Below are 25,191 nucleotides of genomic sequence, written 5' to 3'. Positions count from 1 at the left end.
AGGAACTCAAAGAATGATGACAGAAAAAATTGGCGTACTCGGCGCGAAGTCCGCGCAGCGCACCGGTGTGGAACGCGTTGTGAATGCCCCGCTGCCCACCATGTACGGGAAATTCCAGGCGGTCGGCTACCTCGATCACGACCGCGGCGACGAACAAGTGGCCTTGGTCTACGGCGAGATCGGCACCGACGACGTGCTCACCCGGCTGCACTCGGAGTGCCTGACCGGCGACGCGTTCGGCTCGCAGCACTGCGAGTGCGGCGACCAGCTGGCCTCCGCGCTGCGCGCCGTCGCCGCCGAGGGCGCCGGTGTCGTCGTCTACCTGAGAGGGCACGAGGGCCGTGGCATCGGCCTGCTCGCCAAGCTGCGCGCGATGGCCCTGCAGGCGGAGGGCCTGGACACCGTCGAGGCGAACCTCGCCCTCGGCCTGCCGGTCGACGCCCGCGACTACGGCGTCGCCGCCCGCGTCCTGGACGACCTGGGCGTGAAGTCCGTACGCCTGATGTCCAACAACCCGCGCAAGCGGGAGGCGTTGCTCAGCCACGGCATCAAGGTCGCCGAGCAGGTGCCGCTGCTGATCCCGCCGTGCGACGACAACATCACGTATCTGCGCACCAAGCGGGAGCGCCTCGACCACCACCTGCCCCACCTGGACGCGGTCGCACACGGGTCCTGAACGCGGTACGTCGCGAGCGGCCCCGGTATCCGTGCCGGGGCCGCAGCCGTGAGGCCCGCGGTCAGTCCGTGACGGCCTCGTGGACCAGCGTCTTGAGGTCCCGGAAGATCGTGTGCGAGGTCCTGGGCCGTACCTGGGTCATGAACTGCACCGTCAGGTCGCGGCTCGGGTCGACCCAGAACGTCGTCGTCGCCACGCCGCTCCAGCCGTAGGTGCCGAGGCCGGACGGGGCCAGGGTGCGGGCCGGGTCGATGACCACGGACACGCCGAGGCCGAAGCCGACGCCGTCGTTGCCGGACTCGTCGTGGGCGGGGCGGCTGCCGTAGGCGCGCAGGTCGGCGCCGCCGGGGAGCTGGTTGGCGGTCATCAGGTCCACCGTCTGCGGGGTGAGGAGGCGGACGCCGTCGAGTTCCCCGCGGCGGCGCAGCAGCTCCATGAAGCGGTGCATGTCGTACGCCGAGGCCACCATGCCGCCGCTGCCGGACAGGAACCGCGGCCGGCCCCGCAGTGGCAGCCCCGGGATCGGCTCGATACCGCCGTCGCCGGTCTCGCCGTACAACTCGGCCAGCCGGACCGCCTGTTCGCCGGGTACCTGGAATCCGGCGTCGGGCATGCCGAGCGGGCGGAAGACCCGCTCGGCGAGGAACACGTCGAGCGGCTGCCCGGAGACCGCCTCGATGACCCGGCCCAGGACGTTGCTCGCCACGGAGTAGTTCCACTGGGTGCCCGGCTCGAACTGCAGGGGCAGGCTCGCGTACACCTCGATCGTCTCGGCGAGGTCCGCGCCCGGCGGCACCGACGACTCCAGGCCGGCCGCGCGGTAGAGGGCGTCGACCGGGTGCGTGTGGTAGAAGCCGAAGGTCAGGCCCGCGGTGTGGGTCATCAGGTGCCGGACGAGTATCGGCCCGGTGGCCGGACGGGTCGTCAGGTCATCGGCGCCCGAGCCGCTGACGTACACGCGCGGGTCCGCGAAGGCGGGCAGGTGGCGGGCGACCGGGTCGTCGAGCGAGAGCCGGCCCTCCTCCACCAGGATCAGCGCGGCGACCGCCGTGACCGGCTTGGTCATGGAGTAGATCCGCCACAGCGTGTCGGCCTCGACGGGGAGGCCGGCCGCGATGTCGCGCCGGCCGTGCGTGGTGAGGTGGGCGACGTGTCCGCCGCGGGCCACGGCCACGACGAAGCCGGGCAGGCGCCCGTCGTCGACGTGGTGGGCGAGGTGCTGGTCCAGTCGGTCCAGCGCCTTCGGATCCAGCCCGGCCTCATCCGGGTCGATCTCCTGCCGCAGCTGTGCCATCGCGTGCCTCCGTCGCGTTCGTCGAGGTGACGTCCGGCATACCCCGCTCGGCGGGCCTCAGACCTCATCGTCGCGCGGGAACAGGCGAACGGCCGCCTTCGGGAATGAGCGCTTCCTCCCGCCGGTTGACCGAGGCATGACTCAGGACGCCACCCGGGACACACTGCTCACCCTGCTCGCCGAGAGCCACGGCGGGGTACTGGTCACCCTCAAGCGCGACGGCCGCCCCCAGCTGTCGAACGTCAGCCACGCCTACTACCCCGACGAGCGCGTCATCCGCGTCTCCCTCACCGACGACCGCGCCAAGACCCGCAACCTGCGCCGGGACCCCCGCGCCTCCTACCACGTGACCACCCCCGACCGATGGGCCTACACCGTCGCCGAGGGCACCGCCGACCTCTCACCCGTCGCCGAGGACCCGCACGACGAGACGGTCGAGGAACTGATCCGCCTCTACCGCGACGTCCAGGGCGAGCACCCCGACTGGGACGACTTCCGCGTGGCCATGGTCCGCGACCGCCGTCTCGTGCTACGGCTCCATGTCGAGCGGGCCTACGGGATTCCGAAGGGCTAGCGGCGCATGGAAACCGGTACGTGGCGTCCGTCCGCGGAGACACCAGCAGCACCGGCGCGAGCGTGCCGATCTGCGCGCGGGTCGGCAGACAGCCGATGAGGAACGTCGGCAGGCCCATCAGGATCCTCGGGAAGGGGGCCGCCGATCAGGGGACGGGCACTAATGAACTCACTGGTTGGCTCTTGAGCGGTTGGCCAGGGATGTTGCGCCGCTGTTTCGGCAGACGTCAAGGCGGTGCGCCGAAGATTTCCGCGGCGCTCAGTCCGCGGCCCGCTCCGCCGTCAGGTAGGCGATCACCATGTCGCCCAGCATGGTGCGGTAGCGCTCCCGCTGGGCCGGGTCGACCAGGTCGCGGCCGAACAGCGCGCCGAAGGTGTGCCGGTTGGCGACCCGGAAGAAGCAGAAGGAACTGATCATCGCGTGCAGGTCGACGGCGTCGACGCCGGCCGTGAACAGGCCCGACTCCTGTCCCGACGCCAGGATGCGGCGGATCACGTCCAGCGCGGGCGAGCCGATCCGGCCGAGCTTCTCGGAGGCCGCGATGTGCCGGGCGCCGTGGATGTTCTCGATGCTCACCAGGCGGATGAAGTCGGGGTGCTGCTCGTGGTGGTCGAAGGTCAGCTCCGCCAGGCGCCGGATGGCCGCCACCGGGTCCAGGTGCTCGACGTCGAGCCGCTGCTCGGCCTCGCGGATCACGCCGTACGCCCGCTCCAGCACGGCCGTGAACAGCTGCTCCTTGCCGCCGAAGTAGTAGTAGATCATCCGCTTAGTGGTGCGGGTGCGGGCGGCGATCTCGTCCACGCGGGCGCCGTCGTAGCCGGCCCGGGCGAACTCCTGTGTCGCGGCGTCGAGGATCTCGGCCCGGGTGCGGGCGGCGTCACGGATGCGCTCGCCGGGGCGTGCCGGTTCTTCGACGCTGGGCATCGGGTTCCTTCGGGTTCCTTCGGGCGCGGTGCCGGTGCCGGTGATTCTAGAAGCAGGCCCGCGAGTCCCGGCCCGGTCTTTTCCGTAGGTCCGCGATGCTGAGTGGGCGACCTGGTGCGCGCCGCGCGCGATCTCGGTTTCGACGGGCTCAACATCACGCACCCGTGCAAGCAGCTCGTCACCGAGCACCTGGACGCGCTCGCCCCCCGGCGGGCGCGGCCCGGCGCGCCGAGGCCCTGCTGGCACCGGTACTGCCGCGCCGCCGCGCACCCGAGGACGCCCCGCTGGAGGCGGTCGCCGCCCCCGACGGCACGGAGCTGTTCTTCTGCGCCACGGACCGGTCCGGACATGCCGCGGACCGGCCCGGACTCCCCGGCTGGCGGGCGGACTTCACGGACGTCGAGCACACCGCTGCGGCCACGGACGTGCGGCGCATCGACCACCTCGCCCTGACCCAGCCCAACGCCGACGGCAGCGTCCGGATCGCCCTCACCGTCGGGGCGGCCCCCACGGACGACACCGTCCACGCATGCGGGCGCCGCGCAGGCCGACCCGGCCATCGGCACGCAGCCGCCGCGCCAGCACGTTGGCGCCCACGTTGAGCGCCTCGGCGACGATGACGTGCCCGCCGCGGCGGACGAACTCGGCGTCCTCCAGGTTCACCGAGACGGCCACGGTGGCGCCGTTGAGCCGGGTCAGGCCGTGGACGCGCAGCCCGGGTGCCCACAGGTCGTCGCCTAGGGTCACATGGTTGAGCTGAAGCGCCGGTTCCTGGGCGTCCGGGGCGGCGATCCGCGCCCGCTCCATGAACAGCGCCGCGGAGATCTGCGCTCCGCCCAGCCGCACCGGCCCCTGGAACCGGCATTCCGTCAGCCGCAGCACACCGTCCACGCGGGTGCTGCCGAGGCTCACGCCGGGCAGCGCGGAGCCGGCCAGGTTCAGCTGGCGCAGCCGGGAGCCGTACAGCTTCGGGGCCTCGTCGAAGCGGCACTGGCTCAGGCGGACGGCATGGTCGATCTCCGCGTACATCAGGTTCAGCGACCCGGCGATCCGGGCCCCGGCGACCTTCAGTACGGGTATCTCGCCGTCCTCCTGCGGGGCGCCGACGAGCAGCGCCCTGAGCACCGCGGCGCGCAGCGTCCGCTCCGGTCCCCAGCCGGTGCCCTCCGCGGGGTCGTCGTCCCCCGCGGCGCGGAAGTCCACGGCCTCTCCGCGCGGGTAGGCCCGCCACACCCGCAGTTCGGCCGCGGTCAGATTGTCGATCTCCATCAGCGGGGACTCTGACGCGACTGGCAGCGGGTGACAACTGCGGGTGGGGCGCAGCCTCGCCGCCCCCCGGCGCATGTCGGCCTCGAGCGGGAGCCACTCGGCTCGCCGTCCACGGCCGAGTGTCCCCGGGCGTGTCGCCGTCAACGGCGAGCCGGACGGCTGGCCGCCTACGGCCGGGTGTTCCACTCCGCGATGACCGGCCACCCGTGCTCGGTCGACAGCCGGCTCAGCGTCCCCGTCTCCAGCCGGAACAGCCGCCCGTCGGACGGCGGCAGGCCCAGCCGGCGGGCCGTCAGCACGCGCAGGAAGTGGCCGTGGGCGACGAGCATCACGTCACCCTCGGCGAGCGCCGGGGCGAGGCGGGCCAGCACCCGGTCGGCGCGCTCGCCGATCTGCGCGGGCGACTCGCCGGGCTGCCCGGCGTCCCCGCGCGGCGCCCCGTCGGTCCACAGGTCCCAGCCGGGCCGGGTGCGGTGGATGTCGGCGGTGGTGATGCCCTCGTAGCCGCCATAGTCCCACTCGTGCAGGTCGGGGTCGGTCTCGGCACCGGCCAGGCCCGCGAGTTCGGCGGTGCGTATGGCGCGGGCGAGGGGGCTGGTGAGTGTACGTCGGAGGGTCCGGCCGGTGAGGAGCGGGGCGAGGGACTTGGCCTGTTCCTCGCCCCGCGGGGTCAGGGGCAGATCGGTGAAGCTGGTGTGCTGTCCCGATCTGCTCCACTCGGTCTCACCGTGGCGGACCAGCAGGAGATCCCCCACGGCCCGCTACTCCTTCGCCGACTCGATGGCGTGCCCGCCGAACTGGTTGCGCAGGGCCGCGACCATCTTCATCTGCGGGGAGTCCTCCTGGCGGGAGGCGAACCGCGCGAACAGGGAGGCGGTGATCGCCGGGAGCGGCACCGCGTTGTCGATGGCTGCCTCGACCGTCCAGCGGCCCTCGCCCGAGTCCTCGGCGTAGCCGCGCAGCTGCTTCAGGTGCTCGTCCTCGTCGAGGGCGTCGACCGCGAGGTCCAGCAGCCAGGAGCGGATGACCGTGCCCTCCTGCCAGGACCGGAACACCTCGCGGACGTTGTCCACCGAGTCGACCTTCTCCAGCAGCTCCCAGCCCTCGGCGTAGGCCTGCATCATCGCGTACTCGATGCCGTTGTGGACCATCTTCGCGAAGTGCCCGGCGCCCACCTTGCCCGCGTGGACATAGCCGTACGGCCCCTGCGGCTTGAGCGCCTCGAAGATCGGGTGGAGCCGCTCCACATGCTCCTTGTCGCCGCCGACCATCAGCGCGTAGCCGTTCTCCAGGCCCCACACGCCGCCGGAGACGCCCGCGTCGACGAAGCCGATGCCCTTGGTGCCGAGCTCGGCGGCGTGCTTCTCGTCGTCGCTCCAGCGGGAGTTGCCGCCGTCGACGACGGTGTCGCCGGGCTGGAGCAGCGTGGCCAGTTCGTCGACGACGGACTGGGTGGCGGCGCCGGCCGGGACCATCACCCAGACCGTGCGCGGGGCTTCGAGCTTCTCGACCAGCTCGGTGAGGCTGCTGACGTCGGAGAGCTCGGGGTTGCGGTCGTAGCCGATGACGGTGTGGCCCGCGCGGCGGATCCGCTCGCGCATGTTGCCGCCCATCTTGCCGAGCCCGATGAGTCCCAACTGCATGTCAGTTCACTTCCTTCAGTTCGCGGTAGGCGGCCACGAGGGCGGTGGTGGAGGGATCGAGGCCGGGAACGTCCGCGCCCTCGGTGAGGGCGGGTTCGACGCGCCTGGCGAGGACCTTGCCGAGCTCCACGCCCCACTGGTCGAAGGAGTCGATGTTCCAGACCGCGCCCTGGACGAACACCTTGTGTTCGTAGAGGGCGACGAGCTGGCCGAGCACGGACGGGGTCAGTTCGCGCGCGAGGATCGTGGTCGTCGGGTGGTTGCCCTTGAACGTCTTGTGCGGCACCAGCTCCTCCGGCACTCCTTCGGCGCGTACTTCCTGCGGCGTCTTGCCGAAGGCCAGCGCCTGCGTCTGGGCGAAGAAGTTGGCCATCAGCAGGTCGTGCTGGGCGGCGAGCTGCTCGCTCAGCTCGTCGACGGGCCGGGCGAAGCCGATGAAGTCCGCAGGGATCAACTTGGTTCCCTGGTGGATGAGCTGGTAGTAGGCGTGCTGCCCGTTGGTGCCGGGCGTGCCCCACACCACCGGCCCGGTCTGCCAGTCCACGGGGTGGCCGTCGCGGTCCACCGACTTGCCGTTGGACTCCATGTCCAGCTGCTGGAGGTAGGCGGTGAACTTCGACAGGTAGTGGCTGTAGGGCAGCACCGCGTGCGACTGCGCGCCGAAGAAGTTGCCGTACCAGACGCCCAGCAGGCCCAGGATCAGCGGGGTGTTGGCCTCGGCGGGGGCGGAGCGGAAGTGCTCGTCGACGATGCGGAAGCCGTCGAGCATCTCCCGGAACCGTTCCGGGCCGATGGCGATCATCAGGGACAGGCCGATCGCCGAGTCGTACGAGTATCGGCCGCCGACCCAGTCCCAGAACTCGAACATGTTGTCCGGGTCGATGCCGAAGGAGGCGACCTTCTCCGCATTCGTCGACAGGGCCACGAAGTGCTTCGCGACCGCCTTCTCGTCGCCCCCCAGACCGGCGAGCAGCCAGGAGCGCGCCGAGGTCGCGTTGGTGATCGTCTCGATCGTGGTGAACGTCTTGGACGCGACGATGAACAGCGTCTGAGCCGGATCCAGGTCCCGGACCGCCTCGTGCAGGTCGGCGCCGTCCACGTTCGACACGAAGCGGAACGTCAACTCCCGTGCCGTGTAGGGGCGCAGCGCCTCGTACGCCATCGCCGGGCCCAGGTCCGAGCCGCCGATGCCGATGTTGACGACGTTGCGGATGTGGCGGCCGGTGTGCCCGGTCCACTCGCCGGAGCGCACCCGGTTCGCGAAGTCCGTCATCTTGTCCAGGACCGCGTGCACACCCGGCACGACGTTCTCGCCGTCGACCTCGATCACCGCGTCCCGCGGGGCGCGCAGCGCGGTGTGCAGCACCGCCCGCCGCTCGGTGACGTTGATCTTCTCGCCGCGGAACATCGCGTCGCGCAGCGCGAACACGTCGGTGGCGGCGGCCAGTTCGAGCAGCAGGGCGAGCGTCTCGTCGTTGACCAGGTTCTTGGAGTAGTCGATGCGCAGGTCGCCGACGCGGGCGACGTACCGCTCGGCGCGCGACGGGTCCGCCGCGAACAGCTCACGCAGGTCCGGATGGAGCAGCGTCTCGGCGCGGTGGTCCTCCAGGGCGGTCCACTCGGGGCGCCGGGTCGGCCTGGCAGAGCCGGAGGGGGAGTCAGACATGGGCAGGGGTCTCCTTGTCGCTCAGGGGGGCGACGTCGCCGCGCAGGGCGATGGCGTACATCTCGTCCGCGTCGAGGCGCCTGAGTTCCTCGGCGATGAGTTCGGAGGTGGGGCGCACCTTCAGCGCGAGGGTGCGCGAGGGCTGGCCCGGCAGGGACAGCGTGGCCAGCGGGCCCTCGGGGCGGTCGATGACGATCTCGCCGTTCGCGGTGCCCAGGCGCACGGCCGTGACGACCGGGCCGGCGGTGACCACGCGGTCGACGGCGACCTTCAGCCGGGCCTCCAGCCAGCGGGCCAGCAGCTCGGCGGCCGGGTTCTCGGCCTCGGCCTCCACGGCCGCCGAGATCACCTCGACGCGGGCCTGGTCCAGGGCCGCCGCCAGCATCGACCGCCACGGCGTGAGCCGGGTCCAGGCGAGGTCGGTGTCGCCGGGCGCGTACGAGCGGACCCGGGTCTCCAGCATCGCCAGGGGGTCCTCGACGGCGTACAGGTCGGTGATCCTGCGCTGCGCCAGCGCGCCGAGCGGGTCCTTCGCGGGTACCTCGGGCGCGTCCACCGGCCACCACACCACGACCGGCGCGTCCGGCAGCAGCAGCGGCAGGACCACGGAGTCGGCATGGTCGGACACCTCGCCGTGCGTCCGCAGTACGACCGTCTCGCCGGTGCCGGCCTCGGAGCCGACCCGCACCTCGGCGTCCAGCCGGGACCGGGTGCGCTCGCGCGGGGTGCGGGCGTGCCGCTTGATGACGACCAGGGTGCGCGAGGGGTGCTCGTGCGAGGCCTCCTCCGCCGCCCTGATCGAGTCGTAGGCGTTCTCCTCGTCCGTGACGATCACCATCGTCAGCACCATCCCCACGGCCGGCGTGCCGATGGCGCGGCGGCCCTGCACCAGTGCCTTGTTGATCTTGCTTGCCGTGGTGTCGGTCAGGTCGATCTTCATGGCCTGCGCCAGCTCCGTCCGTCTCGTGCGAGCATCTCGTCGGCTTCCCCGGGTCCCCAGCTGCCCGCGGCGTACTGCGCGGGCCTGCCGATCTTCGCCCAGTGCTCCTCGACCGGGTCGAGGATCTTCCAGGACTCTTCCACTTCCTGGTGACGGGGGAACAAATTGGCGTCGCCGAGGAGTACGTCCAGGATGAGCCGCTCGTACGCCTCCGGGCTGGACTCGGTGAACGACTCGCCGTAGGCGAAGTCCATCGTCACGTCCCGGAGCTCCATCGAGGTCCCGGGCACCTTCGAGCCGAACCGGACCGTCATGCCCTCGTCGGGCTGGACCCGGATGACGACCGCGTTCTGGCCCAGCTCCTCGGTGGCGGTGGAGTCGAAGGGGGAGTGCGGGGCCCGCTGGAAGACGACCGCGATCTCGGTGACGCGGCGGCCGAGCCGCTTGCCGGTGCGCAGGTAGAACGGCACGCCCGCCCAGCGCCGGTTGTCGATCCCCAGCTTGATCGCGGCGTACGTGTCGGTCGTCGAGGCCGGGTCGATGCCGTCCTCCTCCAGGTAGCCGCGCACCTGCTCGCCGCCCTGCCAGGCCGCCGCGTACTGCCCGCGCACGGTGTGCCGGCCCAGGTCCTCCGGCAGCTTCACGGCCCGGAACACCTTCAGCTTCTCGGTGAGCAGCGACTCGGCGTCGAACGCTGCGGGCTCCTCCATGGCGGTGAGCGCCATCAGCTGCAGGAGGTGGTTCTGGATGACGTCGCGGGCGGCGCCGATGCCGTCGTAGTAGCCGGCCCGGCCGCCGATGCCGATGTCCTCGGCCATGGTGATCTGCACGTGGTCGACGTACGACCGGTTCCAGATCGGCTCGTACATCTGGTTGGCGAAGCGCAGCGCCAGGATGTTCTGGACGGTCTCCTTGCCCAGGTAGTGGTCGATGCGGAAGACCTGCTCCGGGTCGAAGACGTCGTGCACGATCGCGTTCAGCTCGCGGGCGCCGGCCAGGTCGCGCCCGAACGGCTTCTCGATGACCGCGCGCCGCCAGGAGCCCTCCGGCGCGTGGGCCAGGCCGTGCTTCTTCAGCTGCCGCACGACCTTCGGGAAGAACTTCGGCGGTACGGAGAGGTAGAAGGCGTAGTTGCCGCTGGTGCCGCGGGCCTTGTCGAGCTGGTCGACGGTCTCGCGCAGCTGCTTGAACGCCGTGTCGTCGTCGAAGTCGCCGGGGATGAACCGCATGCCCTCGGCGAGCTGGTGCCAGACCTCCTCGCGGAACGGGGTGCGCGCGTGCTCGCGGACGGCGTCGTGCACGACCTGCGCGAAGTCCTGGTCCTCCCACTCCCGGCGGGCGAAACCGACGAGCGAGAAGCCCGGCGGCAGCAGTCCGCGGTTGGCCAGGTCGTAGACGGCCGGCATCAGCTTCTTGCGGGACAGGTCGCCGGTCACACCGAAGATGACCAGCCCGGACGGGCCCGCGACACGGGGCAGACGGCGGTCGCGCGCGTCGCGCAGCGGGTTGTCCCACCCGGACGCGGGGGCCGTCGGTTCGAGGGGCGGGGTCGCAGTCATTCGGCGTCAACTCCCATGCTGTTGAGGGACTTCGTCACCGCGTCCAGCAGGTCCTGCCAGGCCGTCGCGAACTTGGCGACACCCTCGTCCTCCAGCTGCCGGACGACCTCGTCGTAGGAGATGCCGAGCTGTTCCACGGCGGCCAGGTCGGCGCGGGCCTGCGCGTAGCCGCCGGTGACGGTGTCGCCGGTGATCTCGCCGCGTTCGGCGGTGGCGTCGAGGGTGGCCTCCGGCATGGTGTTGACCGTGCCGGGCGCGACCAGTCCGTCCACGTACAGGGTGCTCTTGTATGCGGGATCCTTCACGCCGGTGGAGGCCCACAGCGGACGCTGCTTGTTCGCCTTGGCCCCGGCCAGGGCGGTCCAGCGGTCGCCGCGCTGTGTCGGACTTCCGGCAGAGTCGAACACGTCTTCGTACGCCGCGTAGGCGAGCCGTGCGTTGGCCAGCGCGGCCCTTCCCTTGAGCGCCAGGGCCTCGTCCGTGCCGAGCAGCGTCAGGCGCTTGTCGATCTCGGTGTCGACCCGGGAGACGAAGAAGGACGCCACGGAGTGGATCTGGGACAGGTCCAGGCCCCGGGCGCGGGCCATCTCCAGGCCCGCGAGGTAGGCGTCCATGACCTCGTGGTAGCGCTCCAGCGAGAAGATCAGCGTGACGTTGACGCTGATGCCGGCGCCGATGACCTCGGTGATCGCCGGAAGTCCGGCCTTCGTCGCCGGGATCTTGATCATCACGTTGGGGCGGTCGACCAGCCAGGCCAGCTGCTTGGCCTCGGCGATGGTGGCCGCGGTGTCGTGCGCGAGGCGGGGGTCGACCTCGATGGAGACCCGGCCGTCCCGGCCGCCCGTCGCCTTGTGGACGGGTTCCAGAATGTCGGCGGCGGCCCGCACGTCGGCGCTCGTCATCATGCGCACGGCCTCGTCGACCGTGACGCCCCGCACCGCGAGATCGGCGAGCTGCTCCTCGTAACCTCCCCCACTCTCGGCTTCGCTCGAGCGGGGGGACCCCCACGCCGCAGAGCCGATGGCGGCCTGGAAGATGGACGGGTTGGTGGTGACGCCGACGACATGCCGGGTCTCGATCAGCTCGGCGAGGTTGCCGGACTCGATCCGCCGGCGCGACAGGTCGTCCAGCCAGATCGACACGCCCGCGTCGGACAGGCGGGCAAGCGGCTGAGCGGCCGCGCTTGCTTCGGTCACAGTGATCAACTTCTTTCTGGCGGTCGGATCAACCGCGCGCGGCGGCGAGGGATTCCCCGGCCGCGGCGACGACGTTCTCGGGGGTGAAGCCGTACTCGGCGAACAGCGTCTTCGCGTCGGCAGAGGCGCCGAAGTGTTCGAGGGAGACGATGCGTCCTGCGTCACCCACGAACCGGTACCACGTCAGCCCCACTCCGGCCTCGACCGCGACACGTGCCTGCACGGACGGCGGAAGGACCCGCTCGCGGTACTCGCGCGGCTGCTCCTCGAACCACTCCACGGACGGCATGGACACCACCCGTGTGGGCACACCAGCGGCCTGGAGCTGCTCGCGCGCCTCGACGGCGATGTGCACCTCGGAGCCGGTGGCGATGAGGACGACCTGCGGCTTGCCGCCCTCGGCCTCGGACATGACGTACCCGCCCCGCGCCGCGTCGGGGTTCGGCTCGTACGTCGGTACGCCCTGACGAGTGAGCGCCAGGCCGTGCGGAGCCGGGTCGCTGGCGTGCCGCTTCAGGATCTCGGCCCAGACGATCGCGGTCTCGTTGGCATCCGCGGGGCGGACGACGTTCAGGCCGGGGATCGCCCGCAGGCAGGCGAGGTGCTCGACCGGCTGGTGGGTGGGACCGTCCTCGCCCAGGCCGATCGAGTCGTGCGTCCACACGTACGTCACCGGCAGCTGCATCAGCGCCGACATACGGACGGCGTTGCGCATGTAGTCGGAGAACACCAGGAAGGTGCCGCCGTAGACGCGGGTGTTGCCGTGCAGGGCGATGCCGTTCATCTCGGCGGCCATCGAGAACTCGCGGATGCCGAAGTGGATCGTCCGGCCGTACGGATCGGCCTCCGGCAGCGGGTTGCCCTTCGGCAGAAACGAGCTGGTCTTGTCGATGGTGGTGTTGTTCGAGCCGGCCAGGTCGGCGGAGCCGCCCCACAGCTCGGGGATCACCGCGCCGAGCGCCTGGAGCACCTTGCCGGACGCGGCACGCGTGGCGACCGCCCTGCCGGGCTCGAACACCGGCACGGTGTCCTCCCAGCCCTCGGGCAGCTCGCCCTTGCTGACGCGCTCGAACGTGGCCGCCCGCTCCGGGTGGTCGGCACGCCAGGCGCCGATCCGCTTGTCCCAGGCGGCGTGCGCCTCGGCGCCCCGGTCGAGGGCCCTGCGGGTGTGGGCCAGCACCTCCGGCTCGACGACGAAGCTCTGCTCCGGATCGAAGCCGAGGACGCGCTTGGTGGCCGCGACCTCGCCCTCGCCCAGCGCCGAGCCGTGCGCGGCCTCGGTGTCCCGGGCGTTCGGGGCGGGCCAGGCGATGATCGTGCGCATCGCGATGATCGAGGGGCGCCCGGTCTCGGCCTGTGCCGCCTTCAGGGCCGCGTACAGGGCGTGCACGTCGACGTCGCCGTTCTCCTCCGGCTCGACGCGCTGCACGTGCCAGCCGTACGCCTCGTACCGCTTCAGCACGTCCTCGGAGAACGCGGTCGCGGTGTCGCCCTCGATGGAGATGTGGTTGTCGTCGTAGAGGAAGACCAGGTTGCCGAGCTTCTGGTGGCCGGCGAGCGAGGAGGCCTCGGCGGAAACGCCCTCCTGGAGGTCGCCGTCGGAGACGATCGCCCAGACGGTGTGGTCGAAGGGCGAGGCACCGGCCGGGGCGTCCGGGTCGAACAGGCCGCGCTCGTAGCGGGCGGCCATCGCCATGCCGACCGCGTTGGCGACGCCCTGGCCGAGCGGGCCTGTGGTGGTCTCCACGCCCGCGGTGTGGCCGTACTCGGGGTGGCCGGGCGTCTTCGAGCCGTGCGTGCGGAACGCCTTCAGGTCGTCCAGCTCCAGCTCGTAGCCCGCGAGGAACAGCTGCGTGTAGAGGGTCAGTGAGGTGTGGCCGGGGGACAGGACGAAGCGGTCACGGCCGGTCCACTCCGGGTCGGCCGGGTCGTGCCGCATCAGCTTCTGAAAGATCGTGTAGGCGGCGGGGGCCAGGCTCATCGCGGTGCCGGGGTGCCCGTTTCCGACCCGCTGTACGGCATCGGCCGCCATGAGGCGGGCGGTGTCGACGGCACGCCGGTCCAGTTCGGTCCACTCGAAGCTGCCGGGTGTGTGCGTGCTCATCTTCAAGAAGTCCTCGATGGGAGCGAAGTATCAGGGCTGGCGCGTTCAAAAGTAAAAGTCTGACTTTTCCGAGGGAAGGTCGTGGTGTGTCAGTCTGTGGTGAAAGTGGGACACCCCGGTCGGCGGGGCGCGCGAGCGGGACGGCACGAGAAGGACATGGCGGACAGTACATCCCAGGCCGGCGACGCATCCCGGGACGGCGACGGGATCAGAACCTTTCCCTTTCCGGTCGATCTGAGCGTTCTCGGCGTCGGCATGCAGGTCGGCCCGATGGGCACCGGCCGCACCTGGCACGCCGACGCGCCGCTGGAGCGGGTGCATCGCATCGACTTCCACGTGGTGATGCTCTTCAGCGACGGTCCCGTACGACACATGATCGATTTTGCCGAGTACGAGGCGACGGCCGGCGACCTGTTGTGGATCCGGCCCGGACAGGTGCACCGCTTCTCGCGGACGAGCGAGTACCGCGGAACCGTCCTGGCCATGCAGCCCGGCTTCCTGCCCCGTGCCACGGTGGAGGCCACCGGCCTGTACCGCTACGACCAGCCGCCGCTGCTGCACCCGGACACGGCGCAGCTCGCCGCGCTCAGAGCGGCGCTCGCCCAGCTGCAGCGTGAGTACGAGGACACCACGACGCTCCCGCTGACCCTGCACACGGCCGTGCTGCGGCACAGCCTGACGGCGTTTCTGCTGCGCCTGGGCCATCTCGCGGCGAGTTCGTCGGAGGCGGCGCGCGGGCAGGCCGACACCACTTTCACCCTCTTCCGGGACGCGGTGGAGAAGGGATTCGCCACCAACCACAGCGTCAGCGCCTACGCCGACGCGCTCGGCTACTCCCGCCGCACCCTTGTGCGCGCGGTGCGCGCCGCCACCGGCGAGACGCCCAAGGCGTTCATCGACAAGCGCGTCGTCCTGGAGGCCAAACGGCTCCTCGCCCACACCGATCTGCCGATCGGCCGGGTCGGCGCGGCTGTCGGCTTCCCGGACGCGGCGAACTTCTCCAAGTTCTTCCATCAGCACACCGACATGACGCCGGCGGCGTTCCGGGCGGAACTGCGCTGAGGGAACTGTGCGCCCACTGTGCGGTGCATGTACAAGGGACTTCCCTGAGTCCGGCGAGAATTTCCGCGAAAGCGGTCCGAGCGGCGTCACCGGCCCGCGCGGTGTCGAAGACTGCTGGGCATGGCTACCACAGTCCCCGCCCCGAACGTCCCTTCCGGTGCCGGCCGTCGCGCACCCTGGAGATCGCCGGTGGACCAGCCCGCGTACGCGCGCCCGGCACTGCTGTTCCTCACCGTGCTCGCCGCCGTGCTCTATGCCTGGGGGATCAACCACAGCCAGTACCACACGTTTTACGCGAACGCCGTCCGCAGCATGACGGAGAGCTGGAGGGCGTTTTTCTACGGCTCATTCGACCCGGGAAATTCCATCACGCTCGACAAATTGCCGGGATTCCTGTGGCCGCAGGCCCTTTCCGCCCGGGTCTTCGGATTCCATCCGTGGGCGGTGACGATGCCCCAGGTGCTCGAGGGCGTGGCGAGCCTGCTGGTCCTGCACCGGGTGGTGCGCCGCTGGGCCGGGGCCGGCGCGGCGCTGATCGCCGCCACGGCGTTCCTGGTGACCCCGGTGGCCGTGGGCCTCTTTCGCACCGCGGTCGAGGACCCCGCCTTCACGCTGTGTCTCCTGCTGGCGGCCGAGGCCACCCAGCGTGCCGCCCGGGACGGCCGGCTGCGCCCGCTGTTGCTCGCCGGTGTGTGGGTCGGCCTCGGCTTCCAGGCCAAGATGCTGGAGGCCTGGGCGGTGCTTCCCGCGCTCGCCCTCGTTTACCTGATCTCGGCACCGGTCCCGCTGCGGAAACGGCTGGCGCACTTGGGGGCGGCCGCCGTCGTGACGACCGCCGTGTCGGCGTCCTGGATGCTCGCCGCCACCCTCACCCCGGCCAGGGACCGGCCCTATATCGACGGCACCACCGACAACTCCGCGTTCAGCATGGTGGTCGGCTACAACTTCCTCGACCGTTTCCCGTCGCTCGGCGTCAGCGCGGCCGATACGGGCAGCGTGAGCGCCACGCAGGGTGGCGGAGGCGGCCGGCACCCGGCATCGGGCGCCGGCGGACCGGGCCAGGGCGTTGCGGCACGCGCACACGCTCCCCGGCACGCGCACGCCCCCGGAACCCGGACGAGTGCCGCGCGGCAGGCCGGTGCGGTCCACGGGCGTGGCGGCTGGGGCGGCGGCCAGAACGGCTGGTCGAAGATGTTCGGCACGTCACTCGCCTCGCAGACCGGCTGGCTCTACCCGTTCGCCGCCGTCTGCGTCGTCTGCGGCCTGGTATGGCGCCGGGGCAGGCCACGCACCGACCGGATCCGTTCCGGCTTCGTCCTGTGGGGCACCTGGCTGGCCACGTTCTTCCTGGTGTTCAGCGCGGGCAGCGTCGGCGGTCACACGTACTACATGGGCGTGATCGCGGTGCCGCTCGCCGCGCTCACCGGTGGCGGTCTCGCACTGATGTGGCGCGCCTACCGGGCAGGCGGCCGTCGCACGTGGGCGCTGCCGGGCGCGGTGGCGGCGACGGCGGTGTGGAGCGCGTATCTCGCCGGGCAGTTCCCGTCGTTCCTGCCGTGGCTGGCACCCGTGGTGGGTGCGCTCGGTCTCGCCGCCGTCGTCCTGCTCGTACTGGCCCGCACCGGTCGCGCACCGTCCGGTGGCCGGCTCGCCCTCGCCGGGCTGGCCGCGTCCCTGGCCGCGGTGCTGGTCGCGCCGAGCGCGTGGGCGGTGCAGGTCTTCATCCCGTCGTACCGCAGTTCCGGCATGGGCGCGGTCGGCCCGTCCGGCGCGAACCGCGGCCACGGCCTGGTCACATCGGCGGGTTCCCGGACGGCACGCGTGCGCTGGGGTGGCGGCACGGCACGCGGAAACGGGGCGGTCCACGGCGGCACAGGCGGCTTCGGTGCCCTCGGCGGATACAGCGAGGACGGCCGACTCACTGCGACGCAGCGGAAGTTGCTCGACTACACCACCGCGCACCAGGGCCCGGCCGCCTACGTCTTCGCCACCACCGGCTGGAACAGCGCGTCCCCGTACATCCTCGCCACCGGCGCCCATGTGCTCCCGCTCGGCGGCTTCAGCGGCAGGGTGCCGTTCCCGACGCAGACGCAGTTCCGTCAGCTGGTCGACAGCGGCAGGCTGCGCTACGTGCTGCTGGGCGGTGGCCGTGGCACGGGCGCCCTGTTCGGAGGCAGCGGCGGGGCGACGGCCACCGTGCAGATCACCGACTGGGTCGAGTCCGCCTGCACCCGCGTCCCGGCCTCCGCCTACGGTGGCACGGACTCGTCCCACGGCGGCAGGGACTCCTCCGCCGCCCCTTCCGGCCTCAAGGGCCTCGCCGGTCCGACCGGCAACAGGACCATCCCCCAGACGTTGTACCGGTGCGCCCCCCGCCGGTGAGGGACCGGTCCGGCGCGTCTCCCGTCCGGGCACCGGGGCGCCGCCGCTTCAGTCCGACGTTGGGCGCAGCACGAGGCAGACGAAGCCGAAGCAGTCCCGGTAGCCGCGCAGCCACTGCGTGCGGTGGGTGTCGGCCGCGGCGAGCGCCTGCCCGCTGTCCGGGTCATCGGGATGGTCCAGGGCCCAGGAGGCGAGCGACCCCGTCCAGGACCACTCGTAGACGTCGAGTTCCTGACGGGTGCTGAGGTGCCCGTGGACCGGCGTCCACCCGCCAGCGGCGACCCGGTCCAGCGTGCTGGGCAGGTCGGCGAGGTCCCCGAGCATCTCGGCGGCCTCAGGGGAGGGGTCGGCGGCCCAGTAGCCGTCGCCGATCAGGAAGCGCCCGCCGGGAGCCAGGTGCTCGCGCGCCGCGGCGAGGGTGGCGACGAGGCCACCGAAGGCGTGCGTGGCCCCGACGCACAGGACCAGGTCGTAGGCGTGCGAGGCGGGAAAGCCGGCGGCGCTGCGGTGGTGCAGGACGAGCCGGTCGTGGACGCCGCGCTGCCGCGCGGCCTGCTCCGCGTGCGCGAGGGCGAGTTCGCAGGTGTCCACGCCCTCGGCGAGCAGCCCGGGACGTGCGGCCAGGGCGCGCAGAAGCCACTCACCGCCGCCGCAGCCCAGGTCGAGCACACGTGACTCGGGGCGTGGCAGGGCGTACTCGAGCAGGACTCGCACCGAGTTGTCCTCGAGCGGGGCGGCGATCGGGTGGTGCGTGTGGGCGATGCGGGAGATCTGGTCGCGATTCACCGGCGGATCGTGGCACGGGCAGCGGCCGTGCGCATCCGTTTTCCCGGGCGGTGAGAGCGACGCGTTCTGTTTCGGTGGCGGGCCGCGCAACCCGTGCGGCCCGCCACCGAAGCCGCCGGTCAGCGCCCGAAGTTGAACCAGTTGACGTTCACGAAGTCAGCGGGCTGACCGCTGGTGAAGGTGAGATACACATCGTGTGTGCCGGTCACCTGGCTGATGTTCGCCGGGATCGTCCGCCACGACTGCCAGCCGCCCGTGTTGCCCACCGAGAAACTGCCGACGGGCGTGCTGGTACGGCTGTCCAGCCGCACCTCGACGAGCCCGCTGACGCCGCCCGCCGCGCCGCTCGCCACCCGGGCGTTGAACTGCCTGGCCGGCGTGGAGCCGAAGTTGACGCCCTTGTAGTGCAGCCAGTCGCCGTTCGCCAGCGAGCCGACGTTCTGGCCACCGCCGGAGTCCGCCGTCGGCTCGGTGCGCACGCCGGACTGGCCGTCGTAGGACTCGGCCTGGATGGTGCCGTAGGCGTCGCGGTTGCCGGCCGGTGGGGGTGTGGTACCGCTCCCACCGGCCGACAGCACCTGGACGTAGTCGACGACCATCGGATGGCCTGGCTGCGTGCCGGCGTCCGGGCCGCCGCCGAACGCGTCGGGGAAGCCGCCGCCCATCGCGACGTTCAGGATGATGAAGAAACCGTGGTCCGTGGCGTTCTTCCAGGTCGTTGCGTCGACCTGGTTCGCCCGCACCGTGTGGAAGTTGGTGCCGTCGAGGTAGAACCGGATCTCCTGCGGGCTGGTCGAGCGGTCCCACTCCATCCGGTAGGTGTGGAAGCCGGCCTGGCACGTGGTGCCGGGACAGGTCGTGGAGCTGCCGATGCCGCTGTTCTCGTTGCAGGGCCCGCCCGGGGCGGTGCCGCAGTGCATCGTGGCGAACACCGTGTTCTGGCCCTGGGTGTTCTCCATGATGTCGATCTCGCCGACGCTGGGCCAGTTCCAGTAGTTGCCGCGGTAGGGCGAGCCCAGCATCCAGAACGCCGGCCAGTAGCCCTTGGCGGCGGCGCCGGTGACGTCCGGCACCTGGATGCGGGCCTCGACGCGGAGTTTGCCGCCGGCCGGGGGCTGGAAGTCGGTGCGGTTGGTCTCGATGCGGCCCGAGGTCCAGTTGCCGGAGGCGTCGCGGCGCGGGGTGATGCGGAGGTTGCCGTTGCCGTCGAGGGAGACGTTGCTGGTGCTGTCCGTCATCGTCTCGATCTCGCCGGTGCCCCAGTTGGCGGGGCCGCCCGGGTAGCCGGTGCCGGTTGCGTACTGCCAGTTGTCCGCGTCGACCTTGGAGCCCGCGGCGCCGTCGAAGTCGTCGAGGAAGACCTGCGTCCAGCCGGACGGGGGCGGCGGCGCGGTGGCGCTCGCCGACGAGGAGGTGGCCGTGGCGGCCACTGCCGCGAGACCGAGCGTGCTGACGACGGCGACGAACGCGAGCCGCAGGGGCCTGCGTCTGTGGCGCGCGGCGGAGATTTCGCTCATGTGGGGGCCTCTCGTACGGAGTTGGGGTGCGCGGGTGCCCTGCACGCCTGAGAGCGCTCTCAAGGGTGCGGTCAATGTGCTCCACGTCACTGTCGCCGTCAAGAGGTAAAGTCGAGAAAAGTCCCCTGGCGCAGATGACTGCACAAGCTGAACGAGCCGGGGACACAGGGGCGGAGAGGGGGCGGGCCGTGGGCCCGCCCCCTCGTGTGGGGGGTGGGCACGAGTGCTTCCTAGCCGGCCGCCTGGAGGACCCGGACGTAGTCGACGACCAGCGGGTGGCCGGGCTCGGTGCCGGCGTCCGGGCCGCCGCCGTGCGCGTCCGGGAACGCGCCGCCCATCGCGACGTTGAGGATGATGAAGAAGCCGTGGTCGGTGGCGTTCTTCCAGGTCGCCGCGTCGACCTGGTCCTCCTTCACCGTGTGGTAGTGGGTGTCGTCCACGTAGAAGCGGATCTCCTGGGGGCTCGTCGAGCGGTCCCACTCGACCGCGTAGGTGTGGAAGCCGGCGTGGCATGCCGCGCCGGGGCAGGTGGTCGAGCTGCCGATGCCGCTGTTCTCGTTGCAGGGCCCGCCCGGGGCGGTGCCGCAGTGCATCGTGGCGAACACCGTGTTCTGGCCCTGGGTGTTCTCCATGATGTCGATCTCGCCGACGCCCGGCCAGTTCTGGTAGTTGCCGCGGTAGGGGCCGCCGAGCATCCAGAACGCCGGCCAGTAGCCCTTGGCGGCGGCGCCGGTGACGTCCGGCGTCTGGATCCGTCCCTCGACGCGGAGTTTGCCGCCGGCCGGCGGTTCGAAGTCGGTGCGGTTGGTCTCGATGCGGCCCGAGGTCCAGTTGCCGGAGGCGTCGCGGCGCGGGGTGATGCGGAGGTTGCCGTTGCCGTCGAGGGAGACGTTGCTGGTGCTGTCCGTCATCGTCTCGATCTCGCCGGTGCCCCAGTTGGCGGGGCCGCCCGGGTAGCCGGTGCCGGTTGCGTACTGCCAGTTGTCCGCGTCGACCTTGGAGCCCGCGGCGCCGTCGAAGTCGTCGAGGAAGACCTGCGTCCAGCCCGACGGGGGCGGCGGCGCGGTGGCGTTCGCGGACGGGATGGCGACCGTGGCGGCCGCCGCCGCGAGGCCCAGGGCGCCGACGACGGCGACGAGTGTCCGTCGGCGGGGGCGGCTCCTGCTGCGGTGTGTGCCGGAGGTGCGGCTCATGTGGGGGTTGCCCTCTCGGTGTACGGAATCGACTGTGCGGGGGTCTTCGAGAACGGCCTGAGAGCGCTCTCAAAGTGCGCCCAATGTGCTCTCAGGGACTCCGGACGTCAAGAGCTGAAACCGTGAAAGTCTCTTCCGGCGCCGCGGAGCTCACCGTGTGAAGGCCGGTGCATGCGGCCGGGACGTCCTCGTCAGTCCCGTACCACCCGCTGGTTTTCGGACGACTCCGGCCGATGCCGGTATGAACACGGGACGGCCCGTCACACTCGGTACGTGCCAGAACTCAAGCTGCGGGTGACGAGGTGACCGCGTCCTTCACCCTGCTGGGTGAGATCGCGATGCGGGTGGGGACACGGCCGGTGAACCTCGGCCCGGCGCTGCAGCGAGCCGTGCTGGCCGCGCTGCTCGTCGACGCCCCGCACGCCGTGCCGGTGGACCGGCTCGCCGAGCGCGTCTGGGGAGAGCGGCTGCCCGCCAGCTTCCGCGACTCACACACCGCCTTCGCCGCGAACCACGCGCTCGACGGCCCCGACACACCCTTCCGCCCTCGCCTCGCCCCGCCGGTTCCCGGCTGTGTCCCGATGGACCAGGCGGGCGGCGGCGCCGCGCTGGAGTGGTTCGCCGCCGAACACGCCTGCCTGCTCGCCGCCCAGCGCACCGCCCTGGCCCGGGGCCGGCACGACGCCGTGTGGCAGCTGGCCTGGACGCTGATGTCGTTCCAGCCGGGCGGGCACCACCTGGCAGAACCGCGCGGCCGGCGCCGAGCGGATGGCACAAATACTGGACACGGAGGCGGGAGTGGGCGAGGCCGCTCCCCCGTGAGGGCCCTCCCCGCACCCCCGCCGGATCGGTGCGTCAGCGGCCTCGCCAGTACTCGTAGCCGACGTCACCGGTCAGGCCGCCCTTGCCCGCGCAGTAGGCGTAGGACCAGCCACCGGTCGCCCACTTGGTGGTGCCGTACACCGTCTGCCCGTTGCGGCACACGGCCGTCGCACGGAACTTGTAGTTGCCGTTGCCGGTGCACATGCCTCCGAAGGTGTTGCCGGCGGGGTCCCGCCACACATCGGCGGGGCAGTCCAGCACCGCCACCCCCGTGGTGCCGGACTGGCCGGGGGAGGGCGCCGCGGCGGCCGGCAGGACGGGGTGCCGAGCATCACGGCGGCGGCTCCGGCCGCACCGACCAGCATTCGACGTGTACGCATGGGTCAACTCCTCGGCTCGGGAAGCCAGGACCCGGATGCCCCGCATCCGCGCCCTCTCGTCTGCCGGTAACCAAGGTCTCCGACCGGCCCTGGCGGAACCTTGGACAGACCTTGGACCGCCCGGCAGCGACCCGATGACCTCCCGTGAAAGCGACCGATGACGCCACGACTGAAGCCCGCCCGGTGGCGTTACGACGACGGCGCCGCCCGACGCGCTACGGGACCGGACGCCCCGGCGTCAGGCTGCTCCGGATGCCACCCCAGCGCGCGCGAGATACCGCGTGCCGCGAGCCGTACCGCCGGGACCAGCACCGGCACCTGGGCGCCGGCCTGGGGCACCACTACCGACACCGCGGCGACCACCGCGCCGCCCGGCCCGCGCACCGGCGCCGCCACGGACAGCGCGTCGTCGGTCACCTGACGGTCGCTCACCGCGACCCCGCTGCGCCGCACCTCGGCCAGCACCCGGCGCAGCCGCGCCGGATCGGTGAGGGTGTACGGCGTGAACGCGGCGAGCGGGCCGGCGCAGTACTCCTCCTGCACACCGGCGTCGCTGTGGGCCAGCAGCACCAGACCGACCCCGGTGGCGTGCAGCGGCCAGCGCCCGCCGACGCGGATGTGCACGCCGACCGACGACCGGCCCGCCAGCCACTCGATGTAGACCACCTCCGGCCCGTCCCGCACGGCCATCTGCACGTTCTCATGCGTGGCCTCGTACAGGTCCTCCAGGTACGGCAGCGCGACCTGACGCAGCGGCAGGCCGCGCGGTGCGAGCGCGGCGACCTCCCACAGCCGCAGCCCGACGTGGTACACGCCCTCCTCGTCCCGCTCCAGGGCGCCCCACTCGGTGAGGACGCCCACGAGCCGGTGGGCGGTGGTCAGGCTGAGCCCGGCCCGGCGGCTGATCTCCGTCAGGGACAGGGCCGGGTGTTCGTGGTCGAAGGCCGCGAGCACGGACAGCAGCCGGTCGGGCGCGGAACGGGCGGTCATGGCCGGGCGTCTCCCGGGTGGGCTGGGAGGTGTCTTCTGGATCAGGTCGGCGGGAAGTGACGGTGCAGGTCGTAGGGGCGGGGGTAGGGGGCGGGCCGGTAGGCGGTGTACCGCACCTCGGCCGCGGGATCCTCCTGTCGGCGCGGGAGTTGAGGGCAGCCGGTGAGGTGTCCCAGCGGCCGGTGTCCACGCGGTGCTCCACGGTGTGCAGGGCGGCGAGCATCTCGCCCGGGGTGAAGGCGCAGTGCCCCGGTCCGTCGACGTACGCCTGGCGCGGCAGCGGCCCGGACCCCGCCGCGGTGGCCGCTCGCCGGTGGGCGCTCTCGGCCTGCACGGGGATCAGCGCGTCGCCGGTGGTGTGGATGTTCAGCTGCGGGTCGGCGAGCCGGCCGGTCAGGACGCTGGTGTGCCGCATCCACCGTACGGCCGCGGGGTCGGCGGCGACACGCGGCGCGCGGCTCAGGGCCGTGAGGTCGGCGCCCAGGGACAGGCCCGCCTTGCGGTACAGCTCGCTGACCTTCTTCCTCGGGGATCGGAGGACGGTTGAGCGGCGGAGGGGCTTGGCTGCACGGGGAGCTCCCTGGGGGCGGGGGTTCGGTTGTCCCGTGAAGTCAGGCATGTCCCTGTGGCCGTCAGTCATTTGCACAACATCACGTGAGGCCGTCCTCTGCGATCCGCAGGAGCAGGGCGTGCAGGGTCTCCCGTTCGGCGGGGTTCAGCGGGCCCAGCAGTTGGTCGGTCGCCCGCAGGCCGGCCTCGTCGCTGTCCCGCAGGAAGGCGCGGCCGGCCTCGGTGAGGACGACGATCCGGCTGCGGCGGTCGTCCGGGGAGGGCCGGCGCTCGGCGAAGCCGAGCTTCTCCAGGTCGTCGACCAGGCCGACGATCGCGCTCGGGTCGTAGCCGAGGGAGGTGCTCAGCTCACGTTGCAGCGCGCCCCGGGAGGTGGCGAGGAAGCGGAGCAGCGCGTAGTGGCGCATGCGCAGGCCCGATTCCTGGAGGAAGGCGTTGAACAGCTGCCCGGAGCGCAGGCCGAGCCGGTAGAGGAGATAGCCCGAGTCCGCGTGCAGCCCGCGCATCCACGGCTCGTGCGCGTCGATCGGGGCGGGGTTCTTGACGTCTGGCTGGCGGGCGATGGCGGGCTCCCTGGTCGAGGCCCCGTCAGGGGCGGCCGTGCGTGCTGGGTTCAGTCTGGCGCACCGGCCGGTTGGCAACAACTATTGACGTCACCAATTATTGCTCTTAACTTCGATCTCGAAGCCGTCACCGCATGTGAAGGGATCCGCCCGTGCCCAGCATCGATCTCACCGGCAAGGCCGCCGTCGTCACCGGCAGCGGCCGGGGCCTCGGCCTCGCCTACGCCCACGCCCTGGCCGCCCACGGGGCCTCGGTGGTCGTCAACGACGTCGACGAGGCCGTGGCCGAGGCGGCCGTGAAGTCCATCACCGAGGCGGGCGGCACCGCCGTCGCCGAGGTCGTCCCGGTCGGCACCTCCGAGGCTGCGGACCGGCTGGTGAACCGGGCCGTCAGCGAGTTCGGGCGGCTCGACGTGCTGGTCACCAACGCGGGCATCCTGCGCGACAGGGTGCTGTGGAAGATGACCGACGACGACTTCGACGCGGTGATCACCACCCACCTCAAGGGCACCTTCACCTGCGCCCGCGCCGCCGCCGTCCGCATGCGCGAGCAGGGCGAGGGCGGCACGCTGATCCTGGTCGGCTCCCCGGCAGGGCAGCGCGGCAACTTCGGCCAGACCAACTACTCCGCCGCCAAGGCCGGCATCGCCGCGATGGCCCGTACCTGGTCGATGGAGCTGGCCCGCGCGAACATCACCGTCAACGCGATCGTGCCGGTCGCCGCGACCGCGATGACCGAGACGATCCCCGCCTTCGCCCCGTACATCGAGGCGATGAAGCAGGGCGAGCCGCTGCCGGACTTCCTGCGCAAGGGCGAGGGCTTCGGCACCCCCGAGGACTGCGCCGCGCTCGTCCCCTTCCTTGCCTCGAAGGCCGCGCGCGGCATCACTGGCCAGGCCGTCGGCATCGGCGGCGACAAGGTGGCACTCTGGTCGCATCCGCAGGAGATCAGGGCGGCGTACGCCGACGGCGGCTGGACCCCCGGCGCCCTGGCCGCCGCCTTCCCCACCTCGGTCGGCGCGGAACTCCAGACGGTCGGCGTCCCGGCGCCGAAGTTCCCGGAGGCATGATGGACCCCGCC

The 25,191-nt window shown here is 71.7% G+C and carries 20 protein-coding genes and 4 pseudogenes; 7 read left to right on the top strand and 17 right to left on the bottom strand.

Annotated elements, in window-relative coordinates; all coding sequences use genetic code 11:
- Positions 1 to 16: 16 nt before the first annotated feature.
- On the top strand, positions 17 to 676 hold the full coding sequence (gene ribA / locus H8R17_RS05040) for a GTP cyclohydrolase II (protein WP_187821896.1): 660 nt from the start codon (positions 17 to 19) through the stop codon (positions 674 to 676).
- Between the two features lie 61 nt (positions 677 to 737).
- On the opposite strand, the gene H8R17_RS05035 is transcribed toward ribA, so the two are convergent.
- Entirely contained in the window at positions 738 to 1,970 is a 1,233-nt protein-coding gene (locus H8R17_RS05035; protein WP_187821895.1) for a serine hydrolase, read from the bottom strand.
- A 136-nt stretch (positions 1,971 to 2,106) separates the two neighbouring features.
- Between H8R17_RS05035 and H8R17_RS05030 the strand changes: the two genes are divergently transcribed.
- Positions 2,107 to 2,544, top strand: coding sequence for a PPOX class F420-dependent oxidoreductase (locus H8R17_RS05030; protein ID WP_187821894.1), 438 nt, complete (start codon positions 2,107 to 2,109; stop codon positions 2,542 to 2,544).
- A 258-nt stretch (positions 2,545 to 2,802) separates the two neighbouring features.
- On the opposite strand, the gene H8R17_RS05025 is transcribed toward H8R17_RS05030, so the two are convergent.
- Entirely contained in the window at positions 2,803 to 3,468 is a 666-nt protein-coding gene (locus tag H8R17_RS05025) for a TetR family transcriptional regulator (RefSeq protein WP_187821893.1), read from the bottom strand.
- A 102-nt stretch (positions 3,469 to 3,570) separates the two neighbouring features.
- On the opposite strand from H8R17_RS05025, the pseudogene H8R17_RS05020 reads away from it, so the two are divergent.
- Positions 3,571 to 3,679, top strand: a pseudogene (locus tag H8R17_RS05020) (shikimate dehydrogenase); the annotation flags it as partial.
- A pseudogene (locus H8R17_RS46360) lies at positions 3,675 to 3,998 on the top strand (sugar phosphate isomerase/epimerase and 4-hydroxyphenylpyruvate domain-containing protein); the annotation flags it as partial. The pseudogenes H8R17_RS05020 and H8R17_RS46360, both read left to right, overlap by 5 nt.
- Here H8R17_RS46360 and H8R17_RS05015 read toward each other — a convergent pair.
- From H8R17_RS05015 to tkt, 8 genes are all read right to left on the bottom strand, one after another.
- Positions 3,958 to 4,737: a hypothetical protein gene (locus H8R17_RS05015; RefSeq protein ID WP_187821892.1), complete on the bottom strand. Its 780-nt coding sequence runs from the start codon at positions 4,735 to 4,737 to the stop codon at positions 3,958 to 3,960. The pseudogene H8R17_RS46360 and the gene H8R17_RS05015 overlap by 41 nt on opposite strands.
- Before the next feature lie 167 nt (positions 4,738 to 4,904).
- Positions 4,905 to 5,492, bottom strand: a complete 588-nt coding sequence (locus H8R17_RS05010; protein WP_187821891.1) for a histidine phosphatase family protein — start codon at positions 5,490 to 5,492, stop codon at positions 4,905 to 4,907.
- Between the two features lie 6 nt (positions 5,493 to 5,498).
- Positions 5,499 to 6,380, bottom strand: a complete 882-nt coding sequence (gnd, locus tag H8R17_RS05005; RefSeq protein ID WP_187821890.1) for a phosphogluconate dehydrogenase (NAD(+)-dependent, decarboxylating) — start codon at positions 6,378 to 6,380, stop codon at positions 5,499 to 5,501.
- A 1-nt stretch (position 6,381) separates the two neighbouring features.
- Positions 6,382 to 8,046, bottom strand: coding sequence for a glucose-6-phosphate isomerase (gene pgi, locus H8R17_RS05000; RefSeq protein ID WP_187821889.1), 1,665 nt, complete (start codon positions 8,044 to 8,046; stop codon positions 6,382 to 6,384).
- A complete protein-coding gene (gene opcA, locus H8R17_RS04995) occupies positions 8,039 to 8,986 on the bottom strand; it encodes a glucose-6-phosphate dehydrogenase assembly protein OpcA (RefSeq protein ID WP_187821888.1) in 948 nt (315 codons plus the stop codon). The genes pgi and opcA overlap by 8 nt, the downstream gene beginning before the upstream one ends.
- Positions 8,983 to 10,545, bottom strand: a complete 1,563-nt coding sequence (gene zwf / locus H8R17_RS04990) for a glucose-6-phosphate dehydrogenase (protein ID WP_187821887.1) — start codon at positions 10,543 to 10,545, stop codon at positions 8,983 to 8,985. Before zwf ends, opcA begins: the two co-directional genes overlap by 4 nt.
- Positions 10,542 to 11,750, bottom strand: a complete 1,209-nt coding sequence (gene tal / locus H8R17_RS04985; protein WP_187821886.1) for a transaldolase — start codon at positions 11,748 to 11,750, stop codon at positions 10,542 to 10,544. The genes zwf and tal overlap by 4 nt, the downstream gene beginning before the upstream one ends.
- 19 nt (positions 11,751 to 11,769) lie before the next feature.
- A complete protein-coding gene (gene tkt, locus H8R17_RS04980) occupies positions 11,770 to 13,845 on the bottom strand; it encodes a transketolase (protein ID WP_187821885.1) in 2,076 nt (691 codons plus the stop codon).
- 156 nt (positions 13,846 to 14,001) lie between these two features.
- Between tkt and H8R17_RS04975 the strand changes: the two genes are divergently transcribed.
- Both H8R17_RS04975 and H8R17_RS04970 read left to right on the top strand, forming a co-directional pair.
- Entirely contained in the window at positions 14,002 to 14,907 is a 906-nt protein-coding gene (locus H8R17_RS04975; RefSeq protein ID WP_187821884.1) for an AraC family transcriptional regulator, read from the top strand.
- Positions 14,908 to 15,027: 120 nt separating this feature from the next.
- Positions 15,028 to 17,289: a glycosyltransferase family 39 protein gene (locus H8R17_RS04970; protein WP_187821883.1), complete on the top strand. Its 2,262-nt coding sequence runs from the start codon at positions 15,028 to 15,030 to the stop codon at positions 17,287 to 17,289.
- Between the two features lie 48 nt (positions 17,290 to 17,337).
- Here H8R17_RS04970 and H8R17_RS04965 read toward each other — a convergent pair whose 3' ends face one another.
- From H8R17_RS04965 to H8R17_RS04940, 7 genes and pseudogenes are all read right to left on the bottom strand, one after another.
- Positions 17,338 to 18,075, bottom strand: coding sequence for a cyclopropane-fatty-acyl-phospholipid synthase family protein (locus H8R17_RS04965; protein ID WP_187821882.1), 738 nt, complete (start codon positions 18,073 to 18,075; stop codon positions 17,338 to 17,340).
- Between the two features lie 119 nt (positions 18,076 to 18,194).
- On the bottom strand, positions 18,195 to 19,592 hold the full coding sequence (locus H8R17_RS04960; protein WP_187821881.1) for a glycoside hydrolase family 16 protein: 1,398 nt from the start codon (positions 19,590 to 19,592) through the stop codon (positions 18,195 to 18,197).
- 233 nt (positions 19,593 to 19,825) lie between these two features.
- A pseudogene (locus H8R17_RS04955) lies at positions 19,826 to 20,785 on the bottom strand (glycoside hydrolase family 16 protein); the annotation flags it as partial.
- An 855-nt stretch (positions 20,786 to 21,640) separates the two neighbouring features.
- Positions 21,641 to 21,994 carry a hypothetical protein gene (locus tag H8R17_RS04950; protein ID WP_187821879.1) on the bottom strand — a complete coding sequence of 118 codons (354 nt, stop codon included), beginning with the start codon at positions 21,992 to 21,994 and terminating at the stop codon, positions 21,641 to 21,643.
- Positions 21,995 to 22,176: 182 nt separating this feature from the next.
- A complete protein-coding gene (locus tag H8R17_RS04945) occupies positions 22,177 to 22,977 on the bottom strand; it encodes an IclR family transcriptional regulator (protein WP_187821878.1) in 801 nt (266 codons plus the stop codon).
- A 41-nt stretch (positions 22,978 to 23,018) separates the two neighbouring features.
- Positions 23,019 to 23,512 (bottom strand): annotated as a pseudogene (locus H8R17_RS46355) (hypothetical protein); the annotation flags it as partial.
- Between the two features lie 115 nt (positions 23,513 to 23,627).
- Positions 23,628 to 24,053, bottom strand: coding sequence for a MarR family winged helix-turn-helix transcriptional regulator (locus H8R17_RS04940; protein ID WP_187821877.1), 426 nt, complete (start codon positions 24,051 to 24,053; stop codon positions 23,628 to 23,630).
- A gap of 209 nt (positions 24,054 to 24,262) precedes the next feature.
- On the opposite strand from H8R17_RS04940, the gene H8R17_RS04935 reads away from it, so the two are divergent.
- Positions 24,263 to 25,180 (top strand): SDR family oxidoreductase, encoded by a 918-nt coding sequence (locus tag H8R17_RS04935; protein WP_316959308.1) that lies wholly within the window; start codon positions 24,263 to 24,265, stop codon positions 25,178 to 25,180.
- The last annotated feature ends 11 nt before the right edge of the window (positions 25,181 to 25,191 follow it).

Source organism: Streptomyces sp. TRM68367 (assembly GCF_014495685.1).
GTDB lineage: Bacteria > Actinomycetota > Actinomycetes > Streptomycetales > Streptomycetaceae > Streptomyces.
This window is presented reverse-complemented; position numbering and strand designations above follow the sequence as displayed.

Coding starts and splice junctions, on each gene's coding strand:
- H8R17_RS04970 (WP_187821883.1), top strand. CDS start 15,028: ATGGCTACCACAGTCCCCGCCCCGAACGTCCCTTCCGGTGCCGGCCGT.
- H8R17_RS05015 (WP_187821892.1), bottom strand. CDS start 4,737: ATGGAGATCGACAATCTGACCGCGGCCGAACTGCGGGTGTGGCGGGCC.
- ribA (WP_187821896.1), top strand. CDS start 17: ATGACAGAAAAAATTGGCGTACTCGGCGCGAAGTCCGCGCAGCGCACC.
- H8R17_RS05035 (WP_187821895.1), bottom strand. CDS start 1,970: ATGGCACAGCTGCGGCAGGAGATCGACCCGGATGAGGCCGGGCTGGAT.
- H8R17_RS04940 (WP_187821877.1), bottom strand. CDS start 24,053: ATGCGCGGGCTGCACGCGGACTCGGGCTATCTCCTCTACCGGCTCGGC.
- tkt (WP_187821885.1), bottom strand. CDS start 13,845: ATGAGCACGCACACACCCGGCAGCTTCGAGTGGACCGAACTGGACCGG.
- H8R17_RS04945 (WP_187821878.1), bottom strand. CDS start 22,977: ATGACCGCCCGTTCCGCGCCCGACCGGCTGCTGTCCGTGCTCGCGGCC.
- opcA (WP_187821888.1), bottom strand. CDS start 8,986: ATGAAGATCGACCTGACCGACACCACGGCAAGCAAGATCAACAAGGCA.
- zwf (WP_187821887.1), bottom strand. CDS start 10,545: ATGACTGCGACCCCGCCCCTCGAACCGACGGCCCCCGCGTCCGGGTGG.
- H8R17_RS04960 (WP_187821881.1), bottom strand. CDS start 19,592: ATGAGCGAAATCTCCGCCGCGCGCCACAGACGCAGGCCCCTGCGGCTC.
- H8R17_RS05025 (WP_187821893.1), bottom strand. CDS start 3,468: ATGCCCAGCGTCGAAGAACCGGCACGCCCCGGCGAGCGCATCCGTGAC.
- gnd (WP_187821890.1), bottom strand. CDS start 6,380: ATGCAGTTGGGACTCATCGGGCTCGGCAAGATGGGCGGCAACATGCGC.
- H8R17_RS04975 (WP_187821884.1), top strand. CDS start 14,002: ATGGCGGACAGTACATCCCAGGCCGGCGACGCATCCCGGGACGGCGAC.
- pgi (WP_187821889.1), bottom strand. CDS start 8,046: ATGTCTGACTCCCCCTCCGGCTCTGCCAGGCCGACCCGGCGCCCCGAG.
- H8R17_RS05030 (WP_187821894.1), top strand. CDS start 2,107: ATGACTCAGGACGCCACCCGGGACACACTGCTCACCCTGCTCGCCGAG.